Origin of the sequence: Streptosporangium sp. NPDC023825, from assembly GCF_040639575.1 — a bacterium.
Lineage (GTDB): Bacteria > Actinomycetota > Actinomycetes > Streptosporangiales > Streptosporangiaceae > Streptosporangium.
Genome location: NZ_JBFAAE010000010.1, coordinates 124,254 through 141,020 on the forward strand (window position 1 = coordinate 124,254; position 16,767 = coordinate 141,020).

Annotated in this window: 16 protein-coding genes; 5 read left to right on the forward strand and 11 right to left on the reverse strand. The window is 69.6% G+C overall.

Annotated elements, in window-relative coordinates; genetic code table 11:
* Positions 1–290: 290 nt before the first annotated feature.
* From rplI to rpsF, 4 genes are all read right to left on the reverse strand, one after another.
* Positions 291–737, reverse strand: coding sequence for a 50S ribosomal protein L9 (gene rplI / locus AB0G15_RS12330; RefSeq protein WP_344744211.1), 447 nt, complete (start codon positions 735–737; stop codon positions 291–293).
* Positions 738–751: 14 nt separating this feature from the next.
* On the reverse strand, positions 752–988 hold the full coding sequence (gene rpsR, locus AB0G15_RS12335) for a 30S ribosomal protein S18 (protein WP_012895699.1): 237 nt from the start codon (positions 986–988) through the stop codon (positions 752–754).
* A gap of 101 nt (positions 989–1,089) precedes the next feature.
* A complete protein-coding gene (locus AB0G15_RS12340; protein ID WP_362838005.1) occupies positions 1,090–1,656 on the reverse strand; it encodes a single-stranded DNA-binding protein in 567 nt (188 codons plus the stop codon).
* A gap of 77 nt (positions 1,657–1,733) precedes the next feature.
* Positions 1,734–2,024 carry a 30S ribosomal protein S6 gene (gene rpsF, locus AB0G15_RS12345; RefSeq protein ID WP_030919721.1) on the reverse strand — a complete coding sequence of 97 codons (291 nt, stop codon included), beginning with the start codon at positions 2,022–2,024 and terminating at the stop codon, positions 1,734–1,736.
* 257 nt (positions 2,025–2,281) lie between these two features.
* Between rpsF and AB0G15_RS12350 the strand changes: the two genes are divergently transcribed.
* Entirely contained in the window at positions 2,282–2,593 is a 312-nt protein-coding gene (locus AB0G15_RS12350) for a hypothetical protein (protein ID WP_362838008.1), read from the forward strand.
* Between the two features lie 97 nt (positions 2,594–2,690).
* On the opposite strand, the gene AB0G15_RS12355 is transcribed toward AB0G15_RS12350, so the two are convergent.
* Positions 2,691–2,876 (reverse strand): hypothetical protein, encoded by a 186-nt coding sequence (locus AB0G15_RS12355; RefSeq protein ID WP_362688145.1) that lies wholly within the window; start codon positions 2,874–2,876, stop codon positions 2,691–2,693.
* A 95-nt stretch (positions 2,877–2,971) separates the two neighbouring features.
* On the opposite strand from AB0G15_RS12355, the gene AB0G15_RS12360 reads away from it, so the two are divergent.
* Entirely contained in the window at positions 2,972–3,730 is a 759-nt protein-coding gene (locus AB0G15_RS12360; RefSeq protein ID WP_362838010.1) for a deoxyribonuclease IV, read from the forward strand.
* 141 nt (positions 3,731–3,871) lie between these two features.
* Here the strand turns inward: AB0G15_RS12360 and AB0G15_RS12365 are convergent, their stop codons facing one another.
* The 3 genes from AB0G15_RS12365 to AB0G15_RS12375 all read right to left on the reverse strand — a co-directional run bounded on the left by AB0G15_RS12365 (position 3,872) and on the right by AB0G15_RS12375 (position 9,287).
* Positions 3,872–5,008 carry a hypothetical protein gene (locus AB0G15_RS12365; protein WP_362838013.1) on the reverse strand — a complete coding sequence of 379 codons (1,137 nt, stop codon included), beginning with the start codon at positions 5,006–5,008 and terminating at the stop codon, positions 3,872–3,874.
* Between the two features lie 254 nt (positions 5,009–5,262).
* Positions 5,263–6,570, reverse strand: coding sequence for a glycosyltransferase 87 family protein (locus tag AB0G15_RS12370; RefSeq protein ID WP_362838016.1), 1,308 nt, complete (start codon positions 6,568–6,570; stop codon positions 5,263–5,265).
* Positions 6,570–9,287, reverse strand: a complete 2,718-nt coding sequence (locus tag AB0G15_RS12375) for a transglycosylase domain-containing protein (RefSeq protein WP_362838019.1) — start codon at positions 9,285–9,287, stop codon at positions 6,570–6,572. The genes AB0G15_RS12370 and AB0G15_RS12375 overlap by 1 nt, the downstream gene beginning before the upstream one ends.
* A gap of 615 nt (positions 9,288–9,902) precedes the next feature.
* Between AB0G15_RS12375 and AB0G15_RS12380 the strand changes: the two genes are divergently transcribed.
* A complete protein-coding gene (locus AB0G15_RS12380; protein ID WP_344744221.1) occupies positions 9,903–10,577 on the forward strand; it encodes a PadR family transcriptional regulator in 675 nt (224 codons plus the stop codon).
* 30 nt (positions 10,578–10,607) lie between these two features.
* Complete coding sequence (locus AB0G15_RS12385; RefSeq protein WP_362838023.1) at positions 10,608–11,687, forward strand: inositol-3-phosphate synthase; 1,080 nt, start codon at positions 10,608–10,610, stop codon at positions 11,685–11,687.
* Positions 11,688–11,831: 144 nt separating this feature from the next.
* Here AB0G15_RS12385 and idi read toward each other — a convergent pair whose 3' ends face one another.
* Positions 11,832–12,413 (reverse strand): isopentenyl-diphosphate Delta-isomerase, encoded by a 582-nt coding sequence (gene idi, locus AB0G15_RS12390; protein WP_362688166.1) that lies wholly within the window; start codon positions 12,411–12,413, stop codon positions 11,832–11,834.
* A gap of 135 nt (positions 12,414–12,548) precedes the next feature.
* Here idi and AB0G15_RS12395 point away from each other — a divergent pair, with 135 nt between their 5' ends.
* A complete protein-coding gene (locus tag AB0G15_RS12395; RefSeq protein WP_362838026.1) occupies positions 12,549–13,859 on the forward strand; it encodes an MFS transporter in 1,311 nt (436 codons plus the stop codon).
* 29 nt (positions 13,860–13,888) lie between these two features.
* On the opposite strand, the gene AB0G15_RS12400 is transcribed toward AB0G15_RS12395, so the two are convergent.
* Complete coding sequence (locus AB0G15_RS12400) at positions 13,889–15,142, reverse strand: adenosylmethionine--8-amino-7-oxononanoate transaminase (RefSeq protein ID WP_362838028.1); 1,254 nt, start codon at positions 15,140–15,142, stop codon at positions 13,889–13,891.
* Between the two features lie 112 nt (positions 15,143–15,254).
* Positions 15,255–16,706: a CCA tRNA nucleotidyltransferase gene (locus AB0G15_RS12405; protein ID WP_362838166.1), complete on the reverse strand. Its 1,452-nt coding sequence runs from the start codon at positions 16,704–16,706 to the stop codon at positions 15,255–15,257.
* Positions 16,707–16,767 lie beyond the last annotated feature (61 nt).

The window sequence follows — 16,767 nt, forward strand, 5'->3', positions numbered from 1 at the left end:
CGGCGGGAGGAGGCCGGCGCGATGACCGCGAAACGGCGAGGACCGCGAAACAGCGACGGCCGGGAAACAGCGAGGACCGGGAAACGGCAACGGCCGGAAAACAGCGACGGCTGGGAAACGGCGACGCCCGGAAACAGTCAGGGCCCGGAAACGGCGACGACCGGGAAACGGTCAGGGCCGGGAAAGGACAAGGGCCGGGAAAGGACAAGGGCCGGGAAAGGACAAGGGCCGGGAAAGGACAAGGGCCCCTCCCCGCGAACGGGAGAGGGGCCCTTGTCGCACGGGGCCTGTCAGGCCGCGACGACCTCGACATCGAGGGACGCGGAGACCTCCGGGTGCAGCTTGACGCTGACCCGGTGGGAACCGAGGCTCTTGATCGCGGAGGCGATCTCGATGCGACGGCGGTCGAGCAGGGGGCCACCGGCGGCCTTGACGGCCTCGGCGACGTCACCCGTGGTGATGGAGCCGAAGAGGCGGCCGGACTCGCCGGCCTTCGTCTTCAGGACCACCTTCAGGGCCTGCAGCTGGCCGGCGACTTCCTTGGCGGTGCCAAGGTCGCGAATCTCGCGAGCGTCACGGGCCTTCTTGATCGAGGAGATCTGCTTCTCGCCGCCACGCGTCCAGAGGATCGCGAAGCCGCGGGGAAGCAGGTAGTTACGGCCGTAGCCGCTCTTGACCTCGACGATGTCGCCGGGGGCGCCGAGGCCGGTGACCTCACTGGTGAGAATGAGCTTCATCTGTCCGGACCTCCTTAGCGCGCGGTGCTCATGTACGGCAGGAGCGCCATCTCACGAGCGTTCTTGATAGCGGTCGCCACGTCACGCTGGTGCTGGGTGCAGTTGCCCGTCACCCGGCGGGCACGGATCTTGCCGCGGTCGGAGATGAACTTCCGAAGCAGCGCCGTGTCCTTGTAGTCGACGTAGGAGATCTTGTCGTGGCAGAACAGGCAAACCTTCTTCTTAGGCTTGCGCAGTGCCGGCTTGGCCATCGTGGTGCTCCTTTCAGAGCCCCGCCGTCAGGCGGGAATGGTCGCTGCGGATATGGACTGGGATTTCGGGACGCGATCGTGGCCGTCCCGGAGGAGCGTCCCTAGAAGGGCGGTTCGTCGCTGAAGTCGCCGCCGCCGAAGCCGCCGCCACCCTGCTGCTGCTGACCGCCGCCGCCCCCGTAGTTGTTGCCACCGCCGCCGGAGAAGCCGCCACCTTGCGGTGCGGCCGGCGCCGCGGAGGCCCACGGGTCGTTGGCGGGGCCGCCACCGAAGCCGCCACCGCCGCCACCACCGCCCTGACGGGCGGTCTTGTTGACCTTGGCGGTCGCGTTTCTCAGGGAGGGGCCGACCTCGTCGACCTCAACCTCGTAAACGGTGCGCTTCTCGCCTTCCTTGGTCTCGTAAGACCTCTGGCGGAGCCGTCCCTGAACGATGACCCGCATGCCGCGCTGGAGGCTCTCGGCGGCGTTCTCCGCCGCCTGCCGCCACACGTTGCAGGTCAGGAACAGGCCTTCGCCGTCTTTCCACTCGTTGGTCGTCTTGTCGAGGAACCTCGGAGTGGACGCGATGCGAAACCGGGCCACCGCTTGCCCCGTGGGGGTGAAGCGCAGCTCCGGATCGTCGACGAGGTTGCCGACGATGGTGATCGTGGTGTCGCCTGCTGCCATGGCTAGCGCTGCCCTTCCTGCGGCCTTCGCTGGTTATCGGCTCAGAGTACGGCTGCCGCCCGACAAAATGCCGGAGATTAGTGCACGTCCGGGCGCAGGACCTTGGTGCGCAGGATTCCCTCGTTGAGGTTCATCTGCCGGTCGAGCTCCTTGACCGTGGCGGGCTCGGCGCTCAGGTCGATGACGGCGTAGATGCCCTCGGGCTTCTTCGCGATGTCGTAGGACAGCCTGCGGCGACCCCACACGTCGACCTTCTCCACGGTGCCGCCGTCGTTGCGGACGACCGTGAGGAACTGGTCGAGGGAAGGGGCGACCGTACGCTCATCGAGCGAGGGGTCAAGAATGACCATCACTTCGTAACGGCGCATGCTGACTTCCAACCTCCTCTGGACTCTTGCGGTCACGACACCGTGCCGTGACAGGAGGACGCTGACGTACTTCACCCCGGGCTCCCATTTCGGCGCTCGGGGTGGAGGGTGGGCCATGACACACCCATTCGACGTAGCCTTGCCAGCCTACCAGTCCGGCAAGGGTTGGGCCGTCACCTCGCCGGGCACGTCCCCATCAGGGGAAACGGGAAGGTCCTGGTGAGACATGTCCTCACCGGGAAAGGGGGGCGGGGAAGATGCCGCATGCGTCCGGACACGGCCGGAGCGGGCGTTCCCGGTTCAGGCTGAACAGCGACGGGCGGCGCCACCCCCTGGAGAACGCGCTGAGCGTCTGCACGATCCTCTGCGGGCTGATCGCCTTCGTGGCCGGGTTCATCCCTGCAGCGCACTCCGTCGCGTCGTTCCTCGGGGTGCTGGGGTTCTTCGGCGGCCTCTACTCCCAGTACATCTCCGCGACGACGCAGGAGCGCGCGCTGAACATCGTGGGCATCGTGGCCTCGTTCGTCGGCGTGGCCTTCGGCATCCGCAACGGGGGTTTCCTCCCGTAGGGTCCCGAACCTGACGAGGGCCATACCGGCGAAGGTCGTGCCGCGGCGGCCAGGCCGCGGGGGCCGGGCCGACGAGCGGCACGCGGACGGGGAACGGCTAGCCGGCCAGGCGCAGATCCACGCCCAGCAGGATGAGGAACCACAGGAACACCGCGAGCAGCGCCTCGGCGATGTCCTTCAGGAGCGCGGGGGTGATGTATTCGTACACCCAGGCGACGTAGAGGCCGATCAGGATGTAGATGAGGCCGATGAGACTGATCCCTCTGCGATAGCGAGCAGCCACTTGGAACTCCTTGGGGTTGGCCCGTGGGGGCGGGCGGTGGGGCGCGACCTGCGACTGCCCCTGCCCTCGGCGTTGAAACGGCTACTCTCGGATACATGCCGCTTATCGGAGCTCATGTCGACCAGGACGACCCGCTGGCGCATGCCAGGGCGCGCGGCGCCGAGGTCGCGCAGTTCTTTCTCGGTGACCCGAAGGGTTGGAAGGCCCCGGTCATCGGTGAGAAGACGCGGGAGATCAAGGACTCGGACGTGGAGGTCTACGTCCACGCCCCTTACGTGATCAACGTGGCGACCGCCAACAACCGGGTGCGCATCCCCAGCCGCAAGCTGCTGAGCTCGCACCTCGCGGCGGCGGCCGAGCTGGGCGCCCGGGGGCTGATCGTCCACGGCGGGCACGTCGGCGCCGGGGACGACCCGCAGACCGGCTTCGACAACTGGCGCAAGGTGTTCGAGCGCCTGGAGGAGCACGAGGTCCCCGTGCTCATCGAGAACACCGCCGGCGGCGGCAACGCGATGGCGCGCAAGCTCGAGCGCATCGCCCGGTTGTGGGACGCGCTCGACGGCTTCGACGTGGGCTTCTGTCTCGACACCTGCCACGCCCACGCGGGCGGCGAGGACCTGGCGGACGTGGTCGAGCGGGTCATGGCGATCACCGGCAGGATCGACCTGATCCACTGCAACGACTCGCGCGACGCCTTCGACTCCGGCGCCGACCGGCACGCGAGCCTCGGCGCGGGCCAGATCGACCCCGAGCTCATCCTGGAGGTGTGCCGGAGCGCGAACGCCCCGATCGTGGTGGAGACCCCCTTGGACGGCCAGGCCGAGGACATCGCCTTCCTCAGGACGAAGCTCTGAGACGAAGCTCTGGAAACGAGGCTCTGAGACGAGGCTCAGCGGTGAGGGGCCGCCGTCGGCGGGCGAGAGTTGGTCCACAGCCTGTGGATAACTTCATGGGATTACTTTTCCTGGAGAGTGGGTAAGGAGGAGCCCCGCCGATCAGCCCACCCAGGCCCCGTCGGCGAAGATCAACACGTTGAGCGCCATCAACGGGCCCACGATCAGGGCGTAGAAGATGATGATCCATCGTTGCCACGGCGCCGGCCCGCCGCTCGCCCTGGCGATGAGGATGAAGAGCGGCCACCACAGCAGCGCCGAGCGCGGGACCGACAGGTAGTAGGCCGAGCACAGCAGGGCGCCCACCTGGAGCCCCACGTAGACGAACTCGCTCCACCTCCGCAGGAAGAGCAGGACCAGCACGAGCCCGACCCCGACGACCGCCCCCGCGATCTCCATCCGGAACGCCCAGGCCATCCGCCCCTCGCCCGCGGCCGCGTTCCAGGTCGTGATCAGCGACTCCCAGGGCCACACCATGTGACGCCCCCAGCCGGCCTCCTGCGCGCTCTTCCAGGCCAGCCAGTCACCCGTACGGGAGTACTGGTAGGCGGAGTAGAGCGCCGGCGGCACGAACGGGAGGAGCAGCCACGCCGCCTGCCGCAGGGGCTGCCTGCGGACGAGGAACTCCACGACCAGCGCGACGGCCAGGAACAGGCCGGTGATGCGCACGCAGGAGGCGCCCGCCGCCAGGGCCGCGGCGAGCGGCCAGCGGCCCTGACGCGCCGCGAGCCAGGCCGGGATGGCGAAGGCCAGGAAGAGCGACTCGCTGTAGCCCGCGAACAGGAACACCGCCATCGGCCAGAGCAGCAGCGCCAGCACCGCGCGCCGGCCGGTTCCCGGCGGCCCTTCGAACTCGGCCAGCCTGGCGAGCGCCGCCATCGCGACGGCACCGGCCACCAGGGAGATCAGCAGACCGGCGAGCGTCCAGTCGTCGATCACGAGATGCACCGCGCGGAGCATCAGCGGCATTCCGGGGAAGAAGGCGGGCAGCCCTCTGTCGGGCTCGCTGCCCGGGACGCCGTCGTAGCCGTGCTCGGCGATGGTGATGAGGAGGTTCGCGTCCCAGTTGCGCCAGCGCTCCAGGAACGGCTTCGGTACGGCGTCCCCCTCCATCAGCGCCTGCGCGCCGACGACGACCAGGACGACGATTCCCAGGCGGGAGGCCAGCCAGAGCAGCAGCCCTTCCGTCGCGGTGTCACGCGGAGAGGTGTCGCGAGGGGGAGCGGAAGGAGTGGTCACAAGGTCGAATTGTTCCGGATCAGCTCGGCGGACCGCCAGACTCGGACTCTCGCCGAACGGACCCATCCTGCCTCCTGCCTCCTGCCTCCTCGCCGGGCGCTCGGCGGACACCCTCGTCCCGGTCCCCGCCACCTCGGCGGACTCACCCGTCCGAGCTCCGCCGCCTCGGCGAACGCACCCACCCGGGCCCCGCCACCCCGGCGAACGCACCGCCCGCCGGACGCGGACGCCCGGCGAACGGCTCCGTCCCCGCGCTAGGAGAGCGCGAGCCGGAAGCGGTCGGGTGCCCCGTCGAAGACGCCGCCCGCCTGGTCGTCGGTCCCATCCTCGCGGATCACGTCCTTGTCGGGGACGAAGATGTCCCGTACGACGAACGCCATCATGATCAGGATGGTGATCGCGCGGGCCCACACCGCGGTGAAGTAGGTGTCGCCCGAGATGCCCAGCGCCTCGTTGCCCGGCTGGATGCCGACCAGATAGAGCCAGATCGCGAAGAAGTACCAGCACTCGGCGAGCTGCCAGAGCGCGATCGGCTTCCAGCCCGGCCTGGCCAGCACCGCGAAGGGGATCAGCCAGAGCACGTACTGCGGCGACCACACCTTGTTGGTCAGCATGAACGCCGCCAGGGTGAGGAAGCACAGCTGCATCAGGCGGGGACGGGTCCTGGCCGTCAGGGTGATCACGGCGATCGCCAGGCAGAACGCGGCGAGCGAGATGACACCCAGCTTGTCGAGGAGTTCGGAGTCGCCCAGGACCGGCCACTGCTTCTGGTTGAAGAAGTACCAGATGGAGCCCCAGTCGGCCGGTCGCTCCTGGCTGAAGACGTAGAACCTCTTCCAGCCGTCGAAGGCGAAGACCATGATCGGCACGTTGACGACGAGCCAGGCGCCCGCGACGCCGCCGATCGTCTTGAGGAACGGCATCCACCTGCCGGTGCGCAGCGTCAGCAGGAACAGCGGGCCGAGGAACATCAGCGGGTAGAACTTGGTGGCGATCGCCAGGCCGAGCAGGATGCCCGCGAGCCACTGCTTGCGCTTCGACCAGGCCAGCAGCGCGCCCAGCGCGAGGGCGTTGGCCGCCAGGTCCCAGTTGATGTACGCGGTGAGGATCAGCGCGGGGGCCAGGGCGTACCAGAGCGCGTCCCAGCGCCTGGCGGGACCGGCCAGCGTGGCCATCAGCAGCACGCCGACGACCAGGCAGAGCGCCATGAGGATGACGGTGAGGTCGTAGAACGCCGTCCCCTGGTCGCTCATCGGGGTGACGATCCGGCGGAAGAACTCCATGATCCCGCCGATGCCGACGGGGTACTCGACCGGATAGTCGAAGTAAGGGATCTTGCCCTCGTTGAGCTTCTCGTTCCACCACAGGGGATAGATGTCGGTGTAACAGAAGTTCGTGAACTGCAGGGTCCCGTGGTTCCACGCCCCGTCGACGCGGCACGGCCACTTCCAGAACCAGGCCAGGACCGCCCCCAGCCCAGCGAACAGGGCCAGGGGCAGGTACGGGATGGCCCGGGTGCCTAACTCGGGCAGCGGGCTTCGCGGCGACAGGAGGTTCTTCATCAGGGACGCCGTCCACTCGCCGAGGGTGTCGGGACCAGGGCCGCGGCCGGCGTGCCGGGTGTGCCGGCCGCGCCCGGCGCGTCGTTCTGTTCCAGCTCGCCGTTCGGCGGACCGTTGCCCTGCTCGCCGTTCTCGCCGACGTCGCACGAGCCGTCCCAGGGCAGGCACTCGCGGCCGTCGGGCTCGCCCTGCTCGCCGCCGCCGTCGTTGTTGTCGTTCGGCGGCCAGCCGCCGTCGTCGCCGTTCTCGTTGGGGAACGGGTTGGTGTCGTCCATCGTCGGCGTCGGGCTGGGCGTCGGGGTGGGCGTGACCAGGTTGTTCCGCGTCCCGGTGTTGGCCCTCGGCGGGAACTGCAGGACCTCGTCCTTGGCGGTCACGACCTGCATGTAGTCGTGCCAGATCTGGGTCGGAGTGCCGCCGCCGCCGATGAACTCGGGCATGGGCTGCTCCTTCCAGAGGATGTTCTCGTCCTTGATCTTCCCGTTCGGCAGGCCGTACTTGTTGACCTTGAGCTTGCGCGTCCCGGCCCTGTTGTAGGGCACGTCGTTGGACATGCCGACCGCGGTGACGATCTGCGGGGTGAAGCCGACGAACCAGGCGTCCTTGTAGCCGTTGTTCGTGCCGGTCTTGCCGGCCACCGGCCGTGTGCCGAGGTTGGCGGCGCCACCGGTGCCGCCCTTGACGACGGCCTGCAGCGCGACGGTCGTGTCGGCCGCGGTCTCGGGAGTGATGACCTGCTTCTCGACGATCTGCTCGGGGAGCACGACGGAGCCGTCGACCGTGGTCACCTTGGTGACGGTGTGCCAGTTGTAGTGTTTGCCCTCGTTGGCGAAGATCCCGTAACCGGCGGCCTGCTCGACCGCGGTGACCGAGGCGCTGCCGATGGTGACCTGGTACTTCTGCTCCTCGACCGCGTAGTCGACAGCGTTCTTGCGCTTGTAGAGGGGGTTGTACTTGGTGGTCTCACCGACCCCCGCCTCCTTGGCGATCCTCGCCACCTCCTCGAGGGTCACCTCCTTGCCCATCTGCACGAAGGCGGTGTTGACCGAGCTGGCCATGGCCTTGACCATGTCGATCGGCCCGAACGCCTGGTTCCCCGAGTTGCTGATCGGGGTGGTGCCGGGCATCTTGATCGTCCGCATGCCGTCCACCAGGCTGTCGAGCGACTTGTCGTTCTCCAGCCAGGCCGCGAGCACGTAGGGCTTGAACGCCGACGCCGCCTGCTTGGTGGAGTCGAACGCGCGGTTGACGGAGTCGTTGACGAAGTCGTCGCCGCTGTAGAAGGCGAGCACCCGGCCGTTCTTCGGGTCCACCGAGGCCAGCCTGGCGTGGATGGTCCGCTCCAGGCCGGAGGTACGGGCCTTCACCGCCTTCTGCGCCGCCTCCATCATCTTCTCGTCGAAGGTGGTGTAGACCTTGTAGCCCTCGGTCTCCAGGTCCTCCTGCTCGATACCCCGCCCCTTGAGCTCCCGCAGGACGATGTTGAGCATGTAGCCCTTGAGACCCTTGTAGGTGTTCGTGACCTTGGCCTTCTTGAACTTCAGGGCCTCGAAGGAGCTTCCCGCGTACTTGCCGTACTTGGCGGGGTCCATCTCCGCCATGTTCTTGAGCGCGGCGCCGAACCGCCACTTGATCGCGGAGTAGTCGCCCTTCTGCTCCTGGACGTCGAAGGCGCTCGGGTTCTGGACCCGGGCGGCCAGGTAGGCGCCCTCCGGCACGGTCAGCTGGCCGACGTTCTTGCCGAAGAACGTCTTCGCCGCCGCCTGGATGCCGTGCGCGCCGCGACCGAAGTAGATGAGGTTGAAGTACTCCTCGAGGATCTGGTCCTTCTCCATCGTCTTGCTCAGCTTGACGGAGACGAAGATCTCCTTGATCTTGCGCTGGATCGAGACCTCCTGGCTGAGGCCGTCGTAGTAGCCGCGCGCCATCTGCTGGGTGATGGTCGAGGCGCCCTGGAGCTGGGTCCCGCTCACGGTGCTCCAGAGCGAGCGGGCCATGCCCGCGAGGTCGATGCCGCTGTCGGTGCGGAAGGTCTGGTTCTCCAGGGCGATCACCGCGTCCTGGACGTGCGTGGGAATCTGCGCGAGCTTCACCGGGACGCGCTGGATGCCGATCCGCGCGATCGGGGTCTTCTTGTCGCGGTAGTAGATCACGCTGCCCCGGTCGTCCACGCTGGCCTGCGTGGAGTTGGGGATGGGCGTGTTGGCGTAGGCGACCGCGATCATGCCGAAGACGCCCGCGCTGAGCACCACGAAGCTGGCCATGACGATCTTCCAGTTGGGCAGGAAGCGCGTCCACCTCTTGGGCTCGTCGTCGCCGTCGGGACCGCCGCCCCCGGGACCTTCGGGGCCCTCGGGACCTTCGGGTCCGCCCGCGGCGGGACCGCTCGCGCCACGCCCGCGGCGCCTGCGCCCGCCCTCACCCGGCCTCGGACCGGCGGGACGCCCGCCGCCCGCCTGGGCGGCGAGCATCGACTGGGTGTCCTCGAAGGCGGCCTCGGTGCGGCGGCCGGTCGGGTCGGTGTCGCGTCGGCGCGCCTCGCCGGGGGCGCCGGGGCCGCGCTGGGGAGTCCCGCCGGGAGCACCGGGAGCGCCAGGGCCGCCGGGGCCGCGCGGCGGCATGCCGCCGGGGGCGCCCGCGTCGCGCCGGGGCGGTCCGCCGGGCTGCTGGGACGGCGCGCCGCCGGGGTAGGGCATCCCGCCGTGCTGGGGCATCATCGCGGTGCGGGGATCGGCCCCCGCTCTCTGCGGTGGCCGGGCCTGCGGTGCCTGCCGGGAAGGATCCCAGCTCGCGTCAGTTTGGGGGTTTTGTGATGGGGGAACTGCACGGGGAGCGGCTCCTGGGCTCGAGCGACGGCGCCGCCCCTGGCGAGCCGATCCGTCGGCGCCTTCCTGGCGCCCGTCCGGCTCCGGGTCATTGCTGTGGCTGTAACTCACGCGTCCTCGTTTGGTCATCGGGGTCTATGACGGCGTGCAGGCGGGCGAGACTACCTCCTGATCAACGGAGACCTCGTCGCCTTGGCTCACTGGTAGCCGGCCTATTCGGGTGGATCTCCATTCCCGGGACGAACGAGATCGCCAGGTGGTTCGGGCAACAACCTTGGCAGACCTCCCCCGCGTTGACGCGGGATTCCCGGCATTGAAAAGCGGTCCACGCCGCGCGGGGGCCGTGTCCCACCACCGCCTGCTGTGACCACATACGCGCCAGACTACGGCTTTTTGCGGTTTGCTCCCAACCTCTTGGGAAAGTCGCTGATTGCAGCCTTATGTTGAATGGACGTATCCTGTCGATGTATCGGTTCGATACATCGACGCGAGAGGTGGTGGTTTCCAGTGGCCGGCGGACGTGGCGGCGTGCTGGAGCTGGCCGTGCTCGGGTCGTTGCACGAGACCCCGCTACACGGTTACGAGCTGCGCAAACGGCTCAACGCCCTGCTCGGCATGTTCCGGGCGTTCTCCTACGGCTCCCTCTACCCGTGCCTCCGCCAGTTGCTCACCGACGGGCTGATCGTCGAAGACGGCGACGCCGCCGCGGCCACCACGGCCGCCGACAGCGCCATCGTGCTCCCCGGCCGCCGTTCGAAGATCGTCTACAAACTGACCGCGGAGGGCAAGGAACGCCTGCAGGAACTCCTCACCCAGGCCGGCCCGTCCGCCTGGGAGGACGAGAGCTTCGGCGTGCACTTCGCCTTCTTCAGGCACACCGAGGCCGAGGTGCGCCTGCGCATCCTCGAAGGTCGCCGCAGCCGGCTCGAGGAACGTCTGGACGCCGTGCGCACGGCACTCGCCCGTACGCGCGAACGGCTGGACAGCTACACCCTCGAGCTCCAGCGTCACGGACTGGAGTCGGTCGAACGCGAAGTGCGCTGGTTGAATGAGCTGATCGCCACCGAACGGCGAGCATCGCCGCCGGAGGGGGAACGGCGGCCCGCGCGAGACGAGACGTCCAGGGCGCCCGCGCCAGGGACGGGCACGACGGGGCGGCACGCCACCCCGGAAGAGAACTGACCACTGAGAGAACAAAGGGGAGCGAGTGCCATGGGTTCGGTGCGCGTAGCCATTGTCGGTGTAGGCAACTGTGCCACGTCGCTCATTCAGGGCGTGCACTACTACCGGGACGCCGATCCCGGTGCCCGGGTGCCGGGCCTGATGCACGTGAAGTTCGGCGACTACCACGTCGGCGACGTGGAGTTCGTCGCGGCGTTCGACGTGGACGCCAAGAAGGTCGGGCGCGACCTGTCCGAGGCGATCGTGGCCTCGGAGAACAACACGATCAAGATCTGCGACGTGCCGCCGCTCGGCGTGACGGTGCAGCGCGGTCCCACCTACGACGGTCTCGGCGAGTACTACCGGGAGATGGTGGAGGAGTCCGACGAGGCCCCGGTCGACGTCGTCCAGGTCCTCAAGGACAGCAAGGTCGACGTCCTCGTGTCCTACCTGCCGGTGGGCTCGGAGGAGGCCGACCGCTTCTACGCCCAGTGCGCCCTCGACGCCAAGGTCGCGTTCGTCAACGCGCTGCCGGTGTTCATCGCCTCCGACCCCGTGTGGGCCCAGAAGTTCGTCGACGCCGGGGTCCCGATCGTCGGTGACGACATCAAGTCGCAGGTCGGGGCGACCATCACGCACCGCGTGATGGCCAAGCTGTTCGAGGACCGCGGTGTCGAGCTGCTGCGCACCTACCAGCTGAACTTCGGCGGCAACATGGACTTCATGAACATGCTGGAGCGCAAGCGCCTGCAGTCCAAGAAGATCTCCAAGACCCAGTCGGTCACCTCGCAGATCCCGCACGAGATGCAGAAAGCCGACGTGCACATCGGCCCGTCGGACCACGTGCCGTGGCTCGACGACCGCAAGTGGGCGTACGTGCGCCTGGAGGGCAGGTCCTTCGGCGACACTCCCCTCAACCTGGAGTACAAGCTGGAGGTCTGGGACTCCCCCAACTCCGCCGGCATCATCATCGACGCGGTGCGCGCCGCCAAGATCGCCCTTGACCGGGGCATCTCCGGCCCGATCCTGTCCGCCTCCTCGTACTTCATGAAGTCACCGCCGGAGCAGTACTCCGACGACGAGGCGCGCGACTACGTGGAGAAGTTCATCCGCGGCGAGGTCGAGCGCTGACCTGCCGGCGCCGCACGGCGACCGAACGGTGAACGGCGAGAGCCCCCGGCCCACATGGGCCGGGGGCTCTCGCCGTGGAAACGGCCGCCGATGTGGGAGGCCCTCACACCACCGGGATGTGGGACCGCCGCCTCGGCGGGCGGGTCAGCGGGCGGCGGGCGGGAGGTCGGCGGGGTCGGCGGCCCGCCATTCGAGCGGGTCGGCGCCGAGCTCGGCCAGCTGGGGGACCTGCTCGCGGCACCAGGGAGAGATCGCCAGCCGGTCGCCGAGCACCCCGTCGGTGAACTCCTTCCACGGCATCCAGCGGACGTCGTCGACCTCGTCGGGGTTGGGCGCCGCCTCCGCGGTCACGAGCACCCGGTAGACCGGGCACAGCTCCCGCTCGACGGTGCCGTTGTCCATGACCGCGCGGTAGGAGAAGCGGGGCAGGAGGAGATCGACCTGGCCGGCCGCGAGGCCCAGCTCGTGGGAGAGCCTGCGGGTCACCGCCTCGGGAAGCGGCTCGCCGGGCAGGGGGTGGCCGCAACAGCTGTTGGTCCACACCCCCGGCCAGGTGATCTTGTGCAGTGCGCGGCGGGACAGGAGGACCCGCCCCTGCTCGTCGAACACGTAACTGGAGAAGGCCAGGTGGAGGGGAGTGTCAAGACCGTGCACCGTGGCCTTGGCCGCCGTGCCGATCGCGTTTCCCTCGGTGTCGACAAGCACAACGTGTTCATCAGGTGTCACCCGACCGAGGGTACGTGATCATGTCGGTTTACCGCGCCCCCTAAGCGATACGTAGGCAAAGGTACGAAATGTCCAACTACCCCGTCAGGGATGTTCCCGATGCCCGCCCGTCGCCGTCGCACATAGGCTGAGCGCGTGTCATTCGCATCCGATCTACGCGTGGTCCTGGAAGGTCGGGACTTCCGGAGGCTGTACGCGACCCGCCTGGTCTCGCAGTTCTCCGACGGGATCTTCCAGTTCGCCGTGGTGGGGTTCGCGTTCTTCAGCCCGGAGAAGAGCACGAGCGCGGTGGAGATCGCCGCCGGGCTGGCCGTGCTGCTGCTCCCGTACTCGATCCTGGGCCCCTTCGTCGGGGTGTTCATCGACCGCTGGTCGCGGCGGCAGATCCTGGTGGTCGCGCCGCTGGTCCGCGGGGCGCTGCTGCTCGCCGCGGCGGCGCTCGTCGCCACGAACGCCCCCGACGGGCTCTTCTACACCGCCGCGCTCGGCGTGCTCGGGGTGAACCGCTTCTTCCTGGCCGCGCTGGGGGCCTCGCTCCCGCACGTCGTGCCGGCCGACCGGCTGATGGTGGCCAACGCCGTCACCCCGACCTCCGGCACCGTGCTCACCTTCGTGGGCATCGGCGCCGGCTACCTGCTCCGGGCGATCTTCGGCTCCGGCCACCCGGGTACGGCGGTGCTGCTGGTCGTCTCCGGTCTCGTCTTCGGGCTCAGCGCGCTCATCTCCATGACCATGGGCAGGCGGCTGCTCGGCCCCGCCTACGATCCCGACCGGCCGCAGGCCCGCGAGGCCGTGCGCCACGTGCTGACCGGCCTGGCCGACGGCGTCCGGCACCTCTCCCGGCACCGGGCCGCCGCCGCGGCGATGGGCGCGATGGCCACCCACCGGTTCATGTACGGCATGTGCACGGCCATGATCGTGCTGCTGTCGCGCTACTACTTCGCCGAGAACGCCGAGGACGCGCTGAACGCGGTCTCCGTCGTGGTCGCCACCTCGGGGGTCGGCTACTTCCTCGCCATCCTGGTCACACCGTGGGCCACCGAGCGCTTCGGCATCGAGCGGTGGGTCCCGGCCATGCTGGTCACCGCCGGGGTGCTGACGCTGGCGCTCTGCGCGCCGTTCCAGCAGTGGGGGTTCGCGGCCGCGGGCTTCGTCCTCGGCATCGCCGGGCAGAGCATCAAGATCTGCGCCGACACCGCCGTCCAGCGCGACCTGCAGGACGCCTACCTCGGCCGGGCCTTCTCCATCTACGACATGCTCTTCAACGGCAGCTACGTGCTGGCCGCGGCCCTGGCGGCGGCACTGCTCCCGCCGGACGGCAGGTCACTGCTCGTGCTGGTGGTCATCGCCGCCGGATACGTCGCGGGCGCGGTGATCTACCGGATCGTCACGCCGGCCCGGGTGACCGAGCCGCTGCCGCCGTCGCCGTCGCGCCCCTCACAGTGACCGAGCCGCCGCCGTCGCCGTCGCGCCCCTCACAGTGACCGGGCCGCCGCCGTCATCGCCGTCGTGACCCTCTCCAGGTCGCCGTCGCCGATCGAGTATGGCGGCATCGCGTAGATCAGCCGTCCGAACGGGCGGAGCCAGACGCCGTGCCGCATGACGAGGTCCTGGACGGCGGGGACGTCGACGGGCTCGCGGGTCTCGATCACCCCGATCGCGCCGAGGACCCGCACGTCGCTCACCCCGGGGGCCCCCGAGGCCCCGGCCAGGCCCGCGAGGAGGCCCGCCTCGATCCGGCCCACCTCCTCACGCCACGGACGCTCCCGCAGCAGCTCCAGGGAGGCGTTCGCGACGGCCGCGGCCAGCGGGTTGCCCATGAACGTCGGCCCGTGCGCCAGCACGCCGACGCCCTCGGCCACCCGCTCGGTGCACAGCGTCGCGGCCATCGACATGTAACCGCCGGTCAGGGCCTTGCCCAGGCACATGATGTCGGGCCTGATCCCGGCGTGGTCGCAGCCGAACAGCTCCCCGGTCCTGCCGAACCCGGTGGCGATCTCGTCGGCGATCAGCAGGACGCCGTGCTCGTCGGCCAGCTCGCGGAGCAGCCGCAGGTAGGCCGGGTGGTAGAAGTGCATGCCGCCCGCCCCCTGGACGACCGGCTCCACGATGATCGCGGCCAGCTCGCCGGCGTGCCGGGCGACCAGGTCCGCCAGCCGGGCCGCGTAGCCCTCGTCGTACTCGCGCGGCGGCCGGTCGGCGAACACGTGCCCGGGCAGCACGCCGGAGAACAGGTGGTGCATGCCGTTGACCGGGTCGCAGACCGACATCGCCCCGAAGGTGTCGCCGTGGTAGCCGCCCCTCACCGTGAGCAGCCGCCCCCTGCCGGTGAACTGGAACGCCATCTTGATCGCGACCTCGACGGCGACCGACCCCGAGTCGGCGAGGAACACCTTCGGCAGCCCGGTCATCGCGGCGAGCGTGGCGGCCAGCCGCACGGCGGGCTCGTGGGTGAGCCCGCCGAACATGACGTGCGCCATGTCCTCCAGCTGGTCCCTCAGCGCCCGGTTGAGCCGGGGGTGGTTGTAGCCGTGGACGGCCGCCCACCAGGACGACATGCCGTCGACCAGCTCGCGCCCGTCGGCGAGCGTCAGCCGCACCCCGTCCGCGCGGGAGACGACGTGCGGCGCCACCGGCTGGGGTGTGGCCGCGTAGGGGTGCCACACGTGTTCACGGTCGAGCCTGGCGATCTCCGCCGGGGCGATCTGCGCGCCCCCGGCCGTCCCCACGATCCCGTCAAGGCCGCCGCGACCGCCGCGGCCGTCCCGGCCGTCAGGGCCGGGACGAGGGCCGGGAGCACCGGAGCCCTCGAAGCCACCGAGATCGCCGAGGCCGCCGAGGTCAGGAGTGCCGTTCAGGGTCCACCTCGACGACGGCGTCGCCCGCCTCGCCGGTCCGGCCGTCCACCCCGTTCGCCCGCGCCCACTCGCGGAGGGCGTCCGCGGCGGCCTCCTTGCCGAGGACACCCCGGTCGAGGCGCATCTCCAGCAGGAACCTGTAGGCGCGGCCCACGACCGGGCCCGGCGGGACGCCGAGGAGCTCCTGGATCTCGTTGCCGTCGAGCTCGGGGCGGATCTTGCCGAGCTCCTCCTCCTCGGCCAGCCGGGCGATGCGCTCCTCCAGCTGGTCGTAGGTCTGCGACAGCGCCTGGGCCTTTCGCCGGTTCCGGGTGGTGCAGTCGGCGCGGGTCAGCTTGTGCAGGCGCTCCAGCAGGTGCCCGGCGTCGCGGACGTAGCGGCGTACGGCCGAGTCGGTCCACTCGCCCGTGCCGTACCCGTGGAAGCGCAGGTGCAGCTCCACCAGGCGGGAGACGTCGGCCACCACGTCCTTGGGGAACTTCAGCTCCGCCATGCGCTTCCTGGCGAGCTGGGCGCCGACCACCTCGTGGTGGTGGAAGGAGACCCGGCCGCCGGGCTCGTGGCGGCGGGTCTTCGGCTTGCCCACGTCGTGCAGGAGCGCGGCCCAGCGCAGGATCCGGTCGGGGCCGCTCTCCTCCAGGTCGATCGCCTGCTCCAGCACGATCAGCGAGTGCTCGTAGACGTCCTTGTGCCGGTGGTGCTCGTCGATCTCCAGACGGAGCTTGGGCACCTCGGGCAGCACGTGGTCGGCGAGCCCCGACTCGACGAGGAGCCGCAGGCCCTCGCGGGGGTGGTCGCCGCCGATGAGCTTGTCCAGCTCGTCGCGGATGCGCTCGGCGGAGACGATGTCGATCCTGTCGGCCATCGCGCCCATCGCGGCGAGCGCCGCCGGGTCGACGGCGAAGCCGAGCTGGCTGGCGAACCTGGCCGCGCGCAGCATCCGCAGCGGGTCGTCGCCGAAGGAGCGCTCGGGGGGGCCCGGGGTGCGCAGCACCTTGGCGTGCAGGTCGTCGAGGCCGCCGTGCGGGTCGACGAAATCGCGGGACGGCAGGCGCAGCGCCATCGCGTTGACCGCGAAGTCGCGCCGGGCCAGGTCGCCCTCCAGCGTGTCGCCGTAGGCCACGTCGGGCTTGCGCGACTTGGGATCGTACGACTCGCTGCGGTAGGTGGTGATCTCCAGCAGCCACCCGCCCTTGCGGACGCCGACGGTGCCGAAGTCGATGCCGATCGTCCAGATGGAGTCGGCCCAGTCGCGGACGAGCTCCAGGACCGTCTCGGGCCTCGCGTCCGTGGTCAGGTCGAGATCGTTGCCGATCCTGCCCAGGAAGACGTCGCGTACGGAGCCGCCGACGAGGGCGATCTGGTATCCCCTGGCGGCGAAGAGCTCGCCGAGCTCGTCCGCCACGGGTGCGATCTTCCGGAACAGCTCGCTCATGCCGTGGCGCTGGCTCTGGGTCAGATTTGAAAGGGACAAGCCGGGTAGGTCCTTCGGTTAC